Origin of the sequence: Bradyrhizobium sp. KB893862 SZCCT0404 (genome assembly GCF_018130885.1) — a bacterium.
Lineage (GTDB): Bacteria > Pseudomonadota > Alphaproteobacteria > Rhizobiales > Xanthobacteraceae > Bradyrhizobium > Bradyrhizobium stylosanthis.
Genome location: NZ_JAFCLT010000001.1, coordinates 1719981 through 1732358, shown reverse-complemented (window position 1 = coordinate 1732358; position 12378 = coordinate 1719981). Strand labels below are relative to the sequence as shown.

At 65.1% G+C, this 12378-nt stretch carries 11 protein-coding genes; 4 read left to right on the top strand and 7 right to left on the bottom strand.

Annotation, left to right across the window (positions count from 1 at the left end; genetic code table 11):
• Nucleotides 1-173 precede the first annotated feature (173 nt).
• Complete coding sequence (locus JQ617_RS08780) at nt 174-1127, bottom strand: AraC family transcriptional regulator (RefSeq protein ID WP_212025905.1); 954 nt, start codon at nt 1125-1127, stop codon at nt 174-176.
• Between the two features lie 215 nt (nt 1128-1342).
• Between JQ617_RS08780 and JQ617_RS08775 the strand changes: the two genes are divergently transcribed.
• Complete coding sequence (locus JQ617_RS08775) at nt 1343-2860, top strand: caspase family protein (protein WP_212025904.1); 1518 nt, start codon at nt 1343-1345, stop codon at nt 2858-2860.
• Between the two features lie 30 nt (nt 2861-2890).
• On the opposite strand, the gene JQ617_RS08770 is transcribed toward JQ617_RS08775, so the two are convergent.
• Nucleotides 2891-3175, bottom strand: a complete 285-nt coding sequence (locus tag JQ617_RS08770) for a hypothetical protein (protein WP_212025903.1) — start codon at nt 3173-3175, stop codon at nt 2891-2893.
• 121 nt (nt 3176-3296) lie between these two features.
• Between JQ617_RS08770 and JQ617_RS08765 the strand changes: the two genes are divergently transcribed.
• On the top strand, nt 3297-4553 hold the full coding sequence (locus tag JQ617_RS08765) for an FAD-dependent oxidoreductase (RefSeq protein ID WP_212025902.1): 1257 nt from the start codon (nt 3297-3299) through the stop codon (nt 4551-4553).
• Nucleotides 4554-4732: 179 nt separating this feature from the next.
• Entirely contained in the window at nt 4733-5494 is a 762-nt protein-coding gene (locus JQ617_RS08760; protein ID WP_212025901.1) for an outer membrane protein, read from the top strand.
• A gap of 153 nt (nt 5495-5647) precedes the next feature.
• Here JQ617_RS08760 and JQ617_RS08755 read toward each other — a convergent pair whose 3' ends face one another.
• The 4 genes from JQ617_RS08755 to parE all read right to left on the bottom strand — a co-directional run bounded on the left by JQ617_RS08755 (nt 5648) and on the right by parE (nt 10177).
• Entirely contained in the window at nt 5648-6418 is a 771-nt protein-coding gene (locus JQ617_RS08755; RefSeq protein WP_212025900.1) for an SDR family NAD(P)-dependent oxidoreductase, read from the bottom strand.
• A 21-nt stretch (nt 6419-6439) separates the two neighbouring features.
• On the bottom strand, nt 6440-6625 hold the full coding sequence (locus tag JQ617_RS08750) for a hypothetical protein (RefSeq protein WP_027557870.1): 186 nt from the start codon (nt 6623-6625) through the stop codon (nt 6440-6442).
• Between the two features lie 327 nt (nt 6626-6952).
• Nucleotides 6953-7735 (bottom strand): outer membrane protein, encoded by a 783-nt coding sequence (locus JQ617_RS08745; protein WP_212025899.1) that lies wholly within the window; start codon nt 7733-7735, stop codon nt 6953-6955.
• Nucleotides 7736-8131: 396 nt separating this feature from the next.
• Entirely contained in the window at nt 8132-10177 is a 2046-nt protein-coding gene (parE, locus tag JQ617_RS08740) for a DNA topoisomerase IV subunit B (RefSeq protein WP_212025898.1), read from the bottom strand.
• A gap of 275 nt (nt 10178-10452) precedes the next feature.
• Between parE and JQ617_RS08735 the strand changes: the two genes are divergently transcribed.
• Nucleotides 10453-10983 carry a DedA family protein gene (locus tag JQ617_RS08735; protein ID WP_212025897.1) on the top strand — a complete coding sequence of 177 codons (531 nt, stop codon included), beginning with the start codon at nt 10453-10455 and terminating at the stop codon, nt 10981-10983.
• Between the two features lie 40 nt (nt 10984-11023).
• Here the strand turns inward: JQ617_RS08735 and JQ617_RS08730 are convergent, their stop codons facing one another.
• Nucleotides 11024-12025 carry an MBL fold metallo-hydrolase gene (locus JQ617_RS08730; RefSeq protein ID WP_212025896.1) on the bottom strand — a complete coding sequence of 334 codons (1002 nt, stop codon included), beginning with the start codon at nt 12023-12025 and terminating at the stop codon, nt 11024-11026.
• Nucleotides 12026-12378: the final 353 nt, after the last annotated feature.

The window sequence follows — 12378 nt, the reverse complement described above, 5'->3', positions numbered from 1 at the left end:
ATCGCTCTTCGATCTGAGCCGCGTCGCCCCGGAACATAGGCTGGAATTGGCCAAAGTCAATGGAGCAGGCGCGGGAAGGCCCTAAAAACCCTGAGGTTTTTAACCAAATCACGGGGACGGCTGGGTTTTCCGCCCGGCCTTGAGCCCGGGGCGGCGGCCGCCCAGGGAACCGGCTAATGCCCTTCGGAACCCCTGGCCCGGAAGTCTCCGGGGGCCATGCCGTAGGCGGCGTTGAAGACCCGGTAATAGGTCGCCAGGCTCTCGAAGCCGCAGGAGGTCGCAATATCGGCAATCAGCCGCTCCGGCGCCTCGCGCATCAGGCGGCGGCTCTGCTTGAGGCGCTCGTCGGTCACGGTCTGCGAGAAGCTTTTTTCGGCGGCCTCGAACAGCATGTGCAGGTGCCGCACGGACACGCCGAGCTGGTCGGCCACCATCGCCGGATCGAGGTCGGGGTTTTGCAGATGGTGCGCGATCAGGCGCCGCGCCTGCGAATGGCGGGCGGTTCGCAGCGCGGCCTGTCCGCGCCGGCTGCCGGGCCTGAGGATGCCGCGCTCGATCAGCGCCAGATGGGCCAGCGCCTGCACCAGGGAGGTTGCATCCAGCGCCCCGTCAGTTTCGCCGAGATCGGCAAAGCAGGCCCTCAGCAGTGGCGCCAAAGTGGGATCGCCGAAGGTCCGGGGCACAAGCTCGCGAACCCGCTTGTCCTGCGTGGGCAGGGCGCTGACGGGGATCTTCAGGATCCGCAGATGGAAGCCGCCGCCCCCGAGCGGAGCCGTGCGATAGGGCAGGTCGGTATGGCTGGTGGCGAAGCTGCCATTGGCGATCGAAAACTCGCCGCCGCGCGGGCCACCGAACCAGCCGCCGCTGCCGAGCTGCTGGTAGACGCAGATGCTGTCGCCGGGCGCGTAGGCGATGTCGGAGCTGCTGCGCTCGACCCTGTACTGCGAAGCCTTCAGCTCGACGAGGCCGGCGCCGCCGAGCTGGCGCAGTGAGAATTCACCGGAGAAGTCCGTGCGCCGCTCGCGCTCGAGCTCGGCCGTGACGCCGAACAGGCCCTTGGATCGCACCTCGCGCCAATAATCGAAACGCTCGTGCGGCTCGACTTCGTCCGTAGACCAGCGAAACACGGCAGCCCCTCGCTTCCGGCGCGATTTGTCCGGGAAAACCTGTCCAAGAAAGAGCAGATTCCAATGGAATCTGCCATAGGCCAAACCATGGAATCGAAGACGTGACGGTTGAACCGCCGATATGGCTGGGCCGACTATCACATCAACGGCAGTGGTTCCAATGAACGACCGTTCGAGGAGCGGGCGTGAGGGCGTTCTGCAGCGGGATTTATTCGATGACGCGTCGGCTTTTCAGAATTCTGGCGGCCCTCGGCCTCGCGGCAGGCCTGAGCGGCTTCGCGCTTCCAGCCCATGCCGAGAAGCGCGTCGCGCTCGTCGTCGGCAACAACGAATACAAGAACGTTCCGAAGCTGCTCAAGGCGGTCAACGACGCCCGCACCATGGGTGACACGCTGAAGCAGCTCGGCTTCTCGGTGATGGTCGCCGAGAACCAGAACCGGCAGCAATTCTCCGAGACGCTGCTCGCCTTCGACCGCGTGATCGAGCCCGGCGACACCGCGTTCTTCTTTTACGCCGGCCATGGTTTCGAGATCGCGGGCCAGAACTATCTGCTGCCGACCGACGTGCCGGCGGCGACGGAAGGGCAGGAAGAGCTGGTGCGCGACGCCTCGATCCTGGCCGACCGCATCGTCGAGCGCCTGCAGAACAAGAAGGCGCGCACCTCGATCCTGGTGTTCGATGCCTGCCGCAACAACCCGTTCGAGCGCAAGGGCACCCGCGCCGTCGCCGGCGGCGGCGGACTTGCCCCGATGGTGCAGCTGCCCGAAGGCGTGTTCTCGGTGTTCTCGGCGGGGCCCCGCCAGACCGCGCTCGATCGCCTGTCCAACGACGACGCCAATCCCAATTCGGTGTTCACGCGCACCTTCGCCAAGGAGCTGCTGCAGCCCGGCGAGAACCTCGTGCAGGTGGCGCAGCGGACCCGCCGTCTCGTCAGCGAGATGGCCGACACCGTCAAGCACCGGCAGGTGCCGGTGTATTTCGATCAGATGGTCGACGACGTGTTCCTCAGCGGCGCCGCCAAGGACGCGGCCACCGCGCGCCCGGCCGATCCGCCGCCGCAGAAGGTCGCGGCGCTGCCGCCGGTGTCGGTGCCGCGCCTACCGAAGGAGGAGACCACCAACGCGCCGATCGCGAGCTTCTCGCGCCACAATGGCGGCTGGAGCGTGGTGTTCTCCTTCGCCGACCCGACCCTCGGCATTTCCTGGCGCATGGCCGGCAACAGCGATTTCCGCGAGACCGGCTTCATCGACACGCTCGATCCGCGCACGCGCAAGCGGATGCCGAACCCCTCGATCGAACTGCCGCCGGATGCGCAGGCCGGCACCATCGAGGTCCGCTATGTCGATCAGGCCGGCGAGATGCAGGGGCCGTTCCCGATCAGGTTCGACCCCGAGGCCGCCCTGATCCGCGACCAGCGCAAGATCCTCGACATGACCGCGACGAGCTGGCTGTCATTCCGCGAGTTCAACGGGCTGCTGGTCTACTACACGCATCTGGTGTCCTACCGCTGCGCCATCCGCGAGGTGCGCATCGGCATCGACACCGCCGTTCCCAACCAGGTGCTGAAGATGCCGAACTGCGACATGCGCGATCCCAGCGCGATCAGCGCCGGGATGCCGCTCTACATGAAGCTCGCCCCGGCGACGCAGTTCATCTCGGTGGAGCTGACCTATCGCGACGGCAGCGTGTCGGAGATCAAGAGTTTCCGCGCGGCGAACCGCAGCAACAACTGACCGGGCGGAGGACGCGGCGGGCCGCCGGTGCTAGGCGCGCCGCTTGCCGAAGAAGCGCTTGACGGACTCGACCGCCTCGATCAGGGGCGGCGTCAGCGACAGGAAGGCGCCCATCGCGATCGCGACGATGACGTGGCGGAGCAGGAGCTTCTCCTGCTCCTCGTACGGATGGCCATTCCGGTTGACCGGCACCGGCGCAAGGGCGCCGGTCTGCTCCGGGGCGGGCTTTCGCGGCTTGCGCGGCGGGATCATGATCACGACGAAAAGCACGTTGATCAGAATCCAGACGCCGAGCAGTATGAGGATCGTCCGCACTGCAATGTCCTGAAATCAATCGAAATCTCCGGAGACGCTAACGGGCATTCGCCATTGCGGCAAAACAAATCGTGCATGCTGCGCTGCACAGAAAACTTAACTCGTAAATGAGAGGCGGGCCGTGAAACCCGAGACGCCGCAACCTCCGCCGGGGTCCTCCGTAAAAGCCCGGTGCTGCATCGTCGGCGGCGGGCCGGCCGGCATGATGCTCGGCTATCTCCTCGGGCGCGCCGGCATCGATGTGGTGGTGCTGGAGAAGCACGCCGATTTCTTTCGCGACTTTCGCGGCGACACCGTGCATCCCTCGACGCTCGAGGTGATGGACGAGCTCGGCCTGATCGACGGCTTCCTGAAGCTGCCGCATCAGCGTCTGCAGAAGATGGACGGATTGTTCGGCGGCACGCCGGTGCGGATCGCCGATCTGACCCGGCTGCACACGAAATACCCGTTCATCGCGTTCATGCCGCAATGGGACTTCCTCAATTTCCTGCGCGAGGCCGGCAAGCGCTTCGCTTCGCTCAAGGTGATGATGAACACCGAAGCGGTCGACCTGATCCGCCGCGGCGACACCGTTGCCGGCGTGCGGACGCGGACGCCGGACGGCGTCGTCGACATCGAGGCCGATCTTACCATCGCCTGCGACGGCCGGCATTCGACGGTGCGCGAGCGCGCCGGCCTTGCGGTTGAGGAGATCGGCGCGCCGATGGACGTGCTCTGGTTCCGCGCCGGCCGCAAGGCCGACGAGACCGAGAACCTGTTTGCGCGCATCGAGCCCGGCAAGATGATGGTGACCTTCGATCGCGGCGACTATTGGCAATGCGCCTACGTCATCGCCAAGGGCCAGCACGATGCGGTGAAGGCGAGGGGACTGCAGGCGCTGCTCGACGACGTCGTGCGCATGGCGCCGATCCTCAAGTCCGGCATTGCCGACGTGAAGAGCTTCGACGACGTCAAGCTGCTCACGGTCGCGATCAACCGCCTCAAGCGCTGGACCCAGCCGGGCCTGCTGCTGATCGGCGATGCCGCGCATGCGATGTCGCCGGTCGGCGGCGTCGGCGTCAATCTCGCCGTACAGGATGCGGTCGCGACCGCCAACCTGCTCGCGGACAAGCTTGCGCGCGGCTGCCCGTCCGAGGACGAGCTCGACGCCGTGCGCCGCCGGCGCGAGTTTCCGGTAAAGATGACGCAAGGGATGCAGGTGGTCGTGCAGAACAACATCATCAGCGGCGCCCTGCAGGGAGGGGACCGGCCGCTGAAGGTGCCGCTGGTCCTGCGCCTGCTCACCGCGCTGCCTTGGCTGCAGGGCATTCCGGCGCGCCTGCTTGCGCTCGGCGTGCGGCCCGAGCACGTGCAGGCGAAGGCCGCACCGTCGCCATAGCGCAGCTCTTCGGTAGGGATAATGCCGCGTTAAATCGCGCTTCGCGCGTTGCGTGTGTGCAACAGCGCCGGCGGATTCAAGTGGCACCGATCGCCAATGCGGCGTCTTAACTTTCTTGATTCAAATTTGAGTAAGAGTTGCGTGTGACCGTGCGCTCATCAAAGGACACGGGGTGTACCATGCGTAACAAGTTGATTGCCGCCTTCGCCTGCACGAGCGCTCTGGTTTCGACCGGCGCTGCGTCCGCCGCCGATCTCGGTGCGCGCTACACGAAGGCGCCGGCCTATGCCGAGCCGCTGTTCAACTGGACCGGCTTCTATGTCGGCGGCCACATCGGCGGTGCATGGACCAACGAGCAGTTCATCAACAACGGCACTGGCGCGGCGTTCGGCGATCTGATCCCGGGCGAGGGCTATCGTCAGCGCAACTCCGGCATCATGGGCGGCGCCCAGATCGGTTACAACTGGCAGGCCAACAACTTCGTGTTCGGCATGGAAGGCACCATCTCCGGCCTCGACAACAAGGGCACCGTCGTGAACACCGCGTTCGCCCCGGCGAATGACGTGTTCTCCTGGCGTGCCAACGTGCTGGCGACGGTCGTCGGCCGCGCCGGCTTTGCCGTGCAGAACAACCTCTTCTACATCAAGGGCGGCTACGCGGGCGTCAACAACCGGCTCTCGGTCACCGACCCGGTCGTGACGGGTACCGGTGGTCAGACGCACTGGGCCAACGGCTGGACCGTCGGCGCCGGCTGGGAATACGGCGTCACCCGCAACTGGATCGTCGGCCTCGAATACAACTACGCTGCCTTCGGCAGCCAGACCTATCAACTCGGCGGCCTCGCGGGCAACTACACCTTCGATGCCAAGCCGCGTGACATCCAGTGGGCCGTCGTGCGCGCGAGCTACAAGTTCGACGCGCCGGTCATCGCCCGCTACTAATCCTGAGCGCGTCAACGCAACGACAAAGCCAGCAACAAAAAACGATCACGATCAAATTCAAAAGCCCCGGCATTGTCCGGGGCTTCTTTTTTGCGTGCAGCTCGACGATCAAAAGCCCCGGCTGTCACGCCGGGGTTTTCTTCATCGATGCGTTTACGCCATCACCGAGAACCCGCCGTCGACGGGGATCGCGGTGCCCGTGACGAAGTTGGACGCCGGCGAGGCGAGGAACACCGCGATGCCCGCGAAGTCGTCGATCTCACCCCAGCGCCCCGCGGGCGTGCGCGCCAGCACCCGCTCGTGCAGGCCCGCGACCTGCTGGCGCGCGCCACGGGTGAGGTCGGTGTCAATCCAGCCCGGCAGGATGGCGTTGACCTGGATGTTGTCGGGCGCCCAGGCATTGGCGCAGGCGCGCGTGTACTGCACGATGCCGCCCTTGCTCGCCGCATAGGCGGTCGCGAAGCTCGCGCCGAAGATCGACATCATCGAGCCGATGTTGATCACCTTGCCGTTGCCGGAGGCCTTCAGCGCCGGATAGGCCAGCTTCGAGCACACGAAGGCGCTGGTGAGGTTGGTGTCGATCACCTTGTTCCATTCGTCGAGCTCGAGCTCGTGCGGCGGCTTGCGGATGCTCATGCCGGCGTTGTTGATGAGGATGTCGATACGGCCGAACTCCTTGATGACGCGGTCGATCATCGCGGCGACCGCCGCCTTGTCGGTCACGTCGGTGCTGACGGCGATCGCCTTCACACCGCGCTCCCCGAGATCGGCGACGGCCGCGGCCGACTTGGCTTCGTTGCGTCCGACCACGGCGATGCTGGCGCCGGCATCGGCGAGCCCGTGCGCGAGGCCGAGCCCGATGCCGCCATTGCCGCCTGTGACGATCGCGACCTTGCCGCGGAGATCGAACCGGTTGGATGTCATGCTTTCACTTCCTGGTTTCTTCTATTGGTTGCTCTGCCAGATCAGCACCAGCCCGAAGCCGGCCATGGCTGCGCCATAGCCGGCCCATTGCAGCTGGTTGACCATGAAGCTCGACCGCGGCCAGGGAACGGTGCCCGTGCCCTGTCCGATCCAGAGCAGCCCGACGGCGAGGGCGAACAGGCCTGCTACAAGCAGAAATCTGCGCATGCATTCCTCCCTGTCGGTCTGCTTCTGTCGCTATCCGCGGCATCAACGAATGCCGCGGCCCGCGAAAACTTGGCGCCAGACTAGCCGTAGCTTCGGTTCGGATACAATGGGCAGCGGCCGCAGGGCTGCGAGGAGGGCGCATGTCCGTGCGCAAGGCTATCGCCTTGTGCGATGCGCGTGGCGAGGCGGTCACCGACTGGACGAAGATCGAAAGGCGGGGCTTGGCGTGGCCTACCGTCGCTCAAGGCGAGCATCAGCCGATAGAGCGTCGCACAACGAAAAAGCCCCGGCGATGCCGGGGCTTTGACGTCTGAAAGTCAGGTCAGATCAGTACTTGGCGACGACCGGACCGGTCCAGTTGAAGCGGTAGACCAGCGAGGTCGAGATCGTCTGGTTCCAGCTGTTGGCGCGGATGTCGCGGCCAACCAGGGTGTTGGTGACGTCGAACAGCTCGTTCGAGGTCTTGGCATTGTAGAAGGCCGAACGGTACTCGGTCTTCATGAACCAGCCGGGCGAGCTGATGCCGAAGAAGTTCAGGCTGTTCTCGACGCCGCCGCCGATGAACCAGCCGTTGCGGTTGTAACCGTCGAGATGGATACCGGCGGGAACGCCAGCCAGCGTCATGAAGTTGGTGCTGCCGAAGTGAGCGCCCGAGTAACCGCCGTTGACGTAGGACAGAACGTTCGGAGCAACCAGCCAGCCGAGGCGAACGCCCGCGGCCCAGGAGGTTTCCAGCTTCTGGTTGCCGGTGATGCCAGCGATCGGATCCTGGATGGTGGCGCGGATGTTGCCGAACTGACCGTCGGCGAACACGCCGGCGACCCAGGTGCCGCTGAACTGCCAGTCGTAGCCGGCACCGACGGTGCCGAACCAGCCGGAGCCGCCCTGGCGCTGGTCGATCGTCAGCGGGATGGCGCCGACAGTGGTCTGGACGTGCTGGTCGGCATTGGAGAGGCCGCCGCCGCCGCCGCCGAACACGTAGAAGCCGGTCCAGTTGGCGATCGGAGCCGCAACCGGGGCCTTCACGTAGGGACGGGCAGCAAGGTCGGCCGCCGAGGCCGAACCGGTCATCGCCGCGACTGCGGTCAGAGCCAGCAAAATCTTCTTCATGATAAAATCCCCAACCTTGGTCTGTAGGCGCGAGCGCACTGAAGTCCGTGTGATCTGATGCCCGGACTATAGACGGTTCTCGCCGAAATGCTGTTGCAGGTCAGGCACAGTCGCCGGAAAACGCGGCTCGGCGGGGATATGGGGCGGCAACCCGGAGAATCATAAAAAATAGGTGATTTCAATATGTTACAAGAATACTCGAGCTGGGTGTTCTGGTAAGTTTTCGTTAGCAAATCCGGCTTTGTCCGAAACGGAGGCATTCCTGCCTCAGCCCTGGCAGCACTGAGTCGCTGGCCGAGTCGCGCTCCGGCCCGGTTCGCCGAAGGCCGATTCCACCTCCCCAAATGAAAAAGCCCCGGACGAGAGCCGGGGCTTTTCGGGCGGATGTGCGCGAGATCAGACGTCGAGCAGCTCCTCGTTGGCGAACTCAGCCTTGTCCGAGATGAAAGCGAAGCGCGCCTCGGCCTTGGTGCCCATCAGGCGCTCCACCGAATCTGCAGTGGTGTCGCGGTCGTCGGGGAGCAGCACCACCTTGAGCAGCGTCCGCCTGCTCGGATCCATGGTGGTTTCCTTGAGCTGCGCCGGCATCATTTCGCCGAGGCCTTTGAAGCGGTTCACCTCGACCTTGGCATTGGCGTTGAACTCGCTCTTGATCAGCGCTTCCTTGTGCTTGTCGTCGCGGGCGTAGACTGATTTCGAGCCGTGCGTCAGCTTGTAGAGCGGCGGTACCGCCAGGAAGAGGTGACCCTCGTCGATCAGCCGCGGCATCTGCCGGTAGAAGAAGGTGATCAGCAGCGATGCGATGTGGGCGCCGTCGACGTCGGCGTCGGTCATGATGATGATGCGCTGATATCGAAGGTCCTCCTCGCGATAATGCGCGAGCTGACCGCAGCCGATCGCCTGCACGAGGTCGGAGAGCTGCGCATTCGCCGTCAGCTTGTCCTTGCCGGCGGAGGCGACGTTGAGGATCTTGCCGCGCAGCGGCAGCACCGCTTGCGTTTTGCGATCGCGCGCCTGCTTGGCGCTGCCGCCTGCCGAGTCGCCCTCGACGATGAAGAGCTCGGAGCCTTCGGTGCCGGCATCGCTGCAGTCGGCGAGCTTGCCGGGCAGGCGCAGCTTCTTGCCCGCGGTTTTCCGCGCGGTTTCCTTTTCCTGGCGGCGGCGCAGGCGTTCCTCGGCGCGGTCGATCACGAAGTCGAGCAGCCGGTTGGCCATGTTCGGATTGCCCGACAGCCAATGGTCGAACGGATCCTTCATCGCCTGTTCGACGATGCGCTGCGCCTCGGCCGTGGCGAGACGGTCCTTGGTCTGGCCCTGGAATTCAGGCTCGCGCACGAACACGGACAACATCACCGCCGCGCCCACCATCACGTCTTCAGACGTGATCGACGAGGCGCGCTTGCCCTGGCCGACGCGCTCGGCGTGGTCCTTCAGGCCGCGCAGCAGCGCGCTGCGCAGGCCGGATTCGTGCGTGCCGCCATCGGGCGTCGGCACCGTGTTGGTGTAGGAGGACAGGAAGCCGTCGGCATCCGCGGTCCAGGCCACCGCCCATTCGCAGGCGCCGTGCGCGCCGTTGCGGCCCGACTTGCCCGAGAAGATGTCCGGATGCACCAGCGTGTCGGCGTGGATCGCAGCGGCAAGATAATCCTTGAGGCCGCCCGGGAAGTGGAAGGTCGCTTCCGCCGGCACGTCCTCGATGCCCTTGAGCAGCTCGGGCGCGCAGTTCCAGCGGATCTCGACGCCGCCGAACAGATAGGCCTTCGAGCGCGTCATCTTGAACAGGCGCTGCGGCTTGAACGCGGCCTTGGCGCCGAAGATGTCGGTGTCGGGCTTGAAGCGCACGCGCGTGCCGCGGCGGTTGTTGACCTTGCCGAGGTCTTCGAGCTTGCCCTTGGGATGGCCGCGCTCGAACGTCATGCGGTAGAGCTTCTGGCTGCGCGCGACCTCGACCTCGAGCAGCGAGGAGAGGGCGTTCACCACGGAGATGCCGACGCCGTGCAGACCGCCCGAGGTCTCGTAGACCTTGCTGTCGAACTTGCCGCCCGAATGCAGCGTGCACATGATGACTTCGAGTGCCGACTTCTTCGGGAATTTCGGGTGCGGGTCGATCGGGATGCCGCGGCCGTTGTCGGTGACGGTCAGGAAGCCTTCAGCACTCAGCTCGACGCCGATGAAGGTCGCGTGTCCCGCCAGCGCCTCGTCCATCGAGTTGTCGATGACTTCGGCGAACAGATGATGCAGCGCCTTCTCGTCGGTTCCGCCGATATACATGCCGGGCCGGCGTCGCACCGGCTCCAGGCCTTCGAGCACCTCGATGTCGGCGGCGGTGTAGTCGGCTTCTCCGCCGCTTCCGCGCGTAGCCGTCTTGGCGGCAGCGCGGGTCTTCGGCTCATCGCCACCGAAAAAATCGTCTTTTGCTTTTGGCTTCAACTGCTTGGACATATATCTTGATGTGCTTTGAGGGCCGCGCAGGCGGCGAATCGGTTGACGCGACTATGCCACTTCTGGCTCGGAAAGGTTACCGCGGGGCCGGTCGAGCAGGGTGGTTGCGAGCCAATCCCGGCGATTTTACGCCGCAGGCCCCCCAATTCCCGGCAATTTGACATCGTGGTCCCGTTTGCCGCGGGTTTTGTGACTTGATGTCACACAAGCCCTTGGCTTACCAGTCGTTTTCATCGAGCAGCACCTTAAGGCAAGGGCGGGAAGGCTTTTCTGGAATGGAGCAGTATGCGCACGCCCTGGCCGAATTCGTGCGTGCTCACCAGGCCTGGGCGGCTCCGATCGTGTTCGTGCTCGCGTTCGGGGAGTCGCTCGCCTTCATCTCGCTCCTGATCCCGGCCTGGGGCGCGCTGGTGGCGATCGGTGCGCTGATCGGCGCGAGCGGCATCAGCTTCTATCCGGTCTGGATCGCGGGCGGCCTCGGCGCCGCGCTCGGCGACTGGGTCTCCTACTGGTTCGGCTACCGCTACAAGGAGCACGTCGCCCAGATGTGGCCGCTCTCGCGCTATCCGGAATTGCTGCCCAGGGGCGAGGCCTTCGTGCGGAGCTGGGGGATACCCAGCATCTTCATCGGCCGCTTCTTCGGCCCCTTGCGCGCTTCGGTGCCGCTCGCGGCCGGCATTTTCGAGATGCCCTATTGGAGCTTTCAGGCCGCCAATTTCGTCTCGGCGCTGATCTGGTCGGCGGCACTTCTGCTGTTCGGCGACGTGATCGCCAAGGTCATGGAATGGATCTGGCGGTTGATCTGACCGGGCAGCCGGGCCGCCCGGTCAGGGCGTCAGGCAACGCCTAGAGCGAGGCGTTCCAGATCGAAGGTATCCAGCGATAGCCGGAGCCGTCCTTCTCCTTCTCGACGCGGACGAGGCCGGGGAAGGCGGCGTGGAAGGCCTGGATCGGCATCTTCTCGGCAATCGCCATGTCGTAGAGCTTGCGGCGCGTCTCCTGCGCGAGCGGCTTGTCGACGTCGGAGGCGATGTTCCATTCAGGATGCTTCACGAACAGGAACGCCGCGCCTGCGGTGATGTCCACCTGCACCAGCACCTTCTCCGCGCCGGAGGCGACGATGAAGGAATTGTGGCCCGGCGTGTGGCCGGGGCTCGCCACCGAAGTGATGCCCGGCGCAACCTCCTTGCCGGACTCGTATTGCGTCACCTTGCGGCCGAGCGCGTCGAACACGCGGCGGATGTTCTTGAAGTTGTTCTCGAGGATCGGATTGCCGGCCCCCTTGCTCATCTCGCCGTCGTCCATCCAGAACTTCCATTCCACTGCCGGCACCAGGATCTCGGCATTGGGGAAGGAGGGCTTGTTCTCGGCTGCCAGCAGGCCGTTGATGTGGTCGCCGTGGAAGTGGGAGATGATGACGGTATCGACCGCCGCGCGGTCGATGCTGGCGGCCGCGAGGTTGTTGTGGAACTGGCCGACCTTGCCCTTGGTCTGCGCGAACTGGTCGGGCCCGAGGCCGGTGTCGATGACGACCAGCTTGGGTCCGGTGTTGATGACCACGGGGTTGAAGGTGTGGGTGACCTTGTCCGCCGGCAGATGATGCTCGGCGAAGACCTTGTTGATGTCGTCCTTGCTGGCACCGGCCGCGTAATTGTCGGTCAGGGTGACGGTGGCGACGCCGTCGCAGACCACGGTGACCTGGTGGGTGCCGACGTTGTAGCGGTAGAAGCTTGCGTTCTGGGCAGTGGCCGGGGGCGCGGCGGCGCTCGCGGGCGAGGCTTTCACGAAGGGCAGGAGCGCCGAGGCGGCTGCGCCGGTCAGCGTTGCGCGACGGGTGATGTCGGTCATGGCGATGTCCTGAAGCTGGGTTGCGAAGGGCACGGACCGCCGGCGCCAAGAAGCGCCGGTTATCTCGGGAACCCCTGGCTTTAAGAGAAATTCCGCTGCAGCCCGATGACATCTTGCCGTCACGCGGTGCGGCATCCTGCCGTCAGCCCGCACCGATTTGGACTTGACCCTGGAACCCGCTGGCCTTATAGCCGCGCGCCATGATCAACGCCGCGACCATCCTGTTCGCCCGTCGCCGCCGCCGCAGCTCTGCGGTTTGGGCGGTCGATCGCGTTTGAGATCATCGTCTTTGCCGCTGGACCCGATCCGCGGCATTCTCTCTCCTGTCAGCGCGATCTGATCCGGCGGCCCCC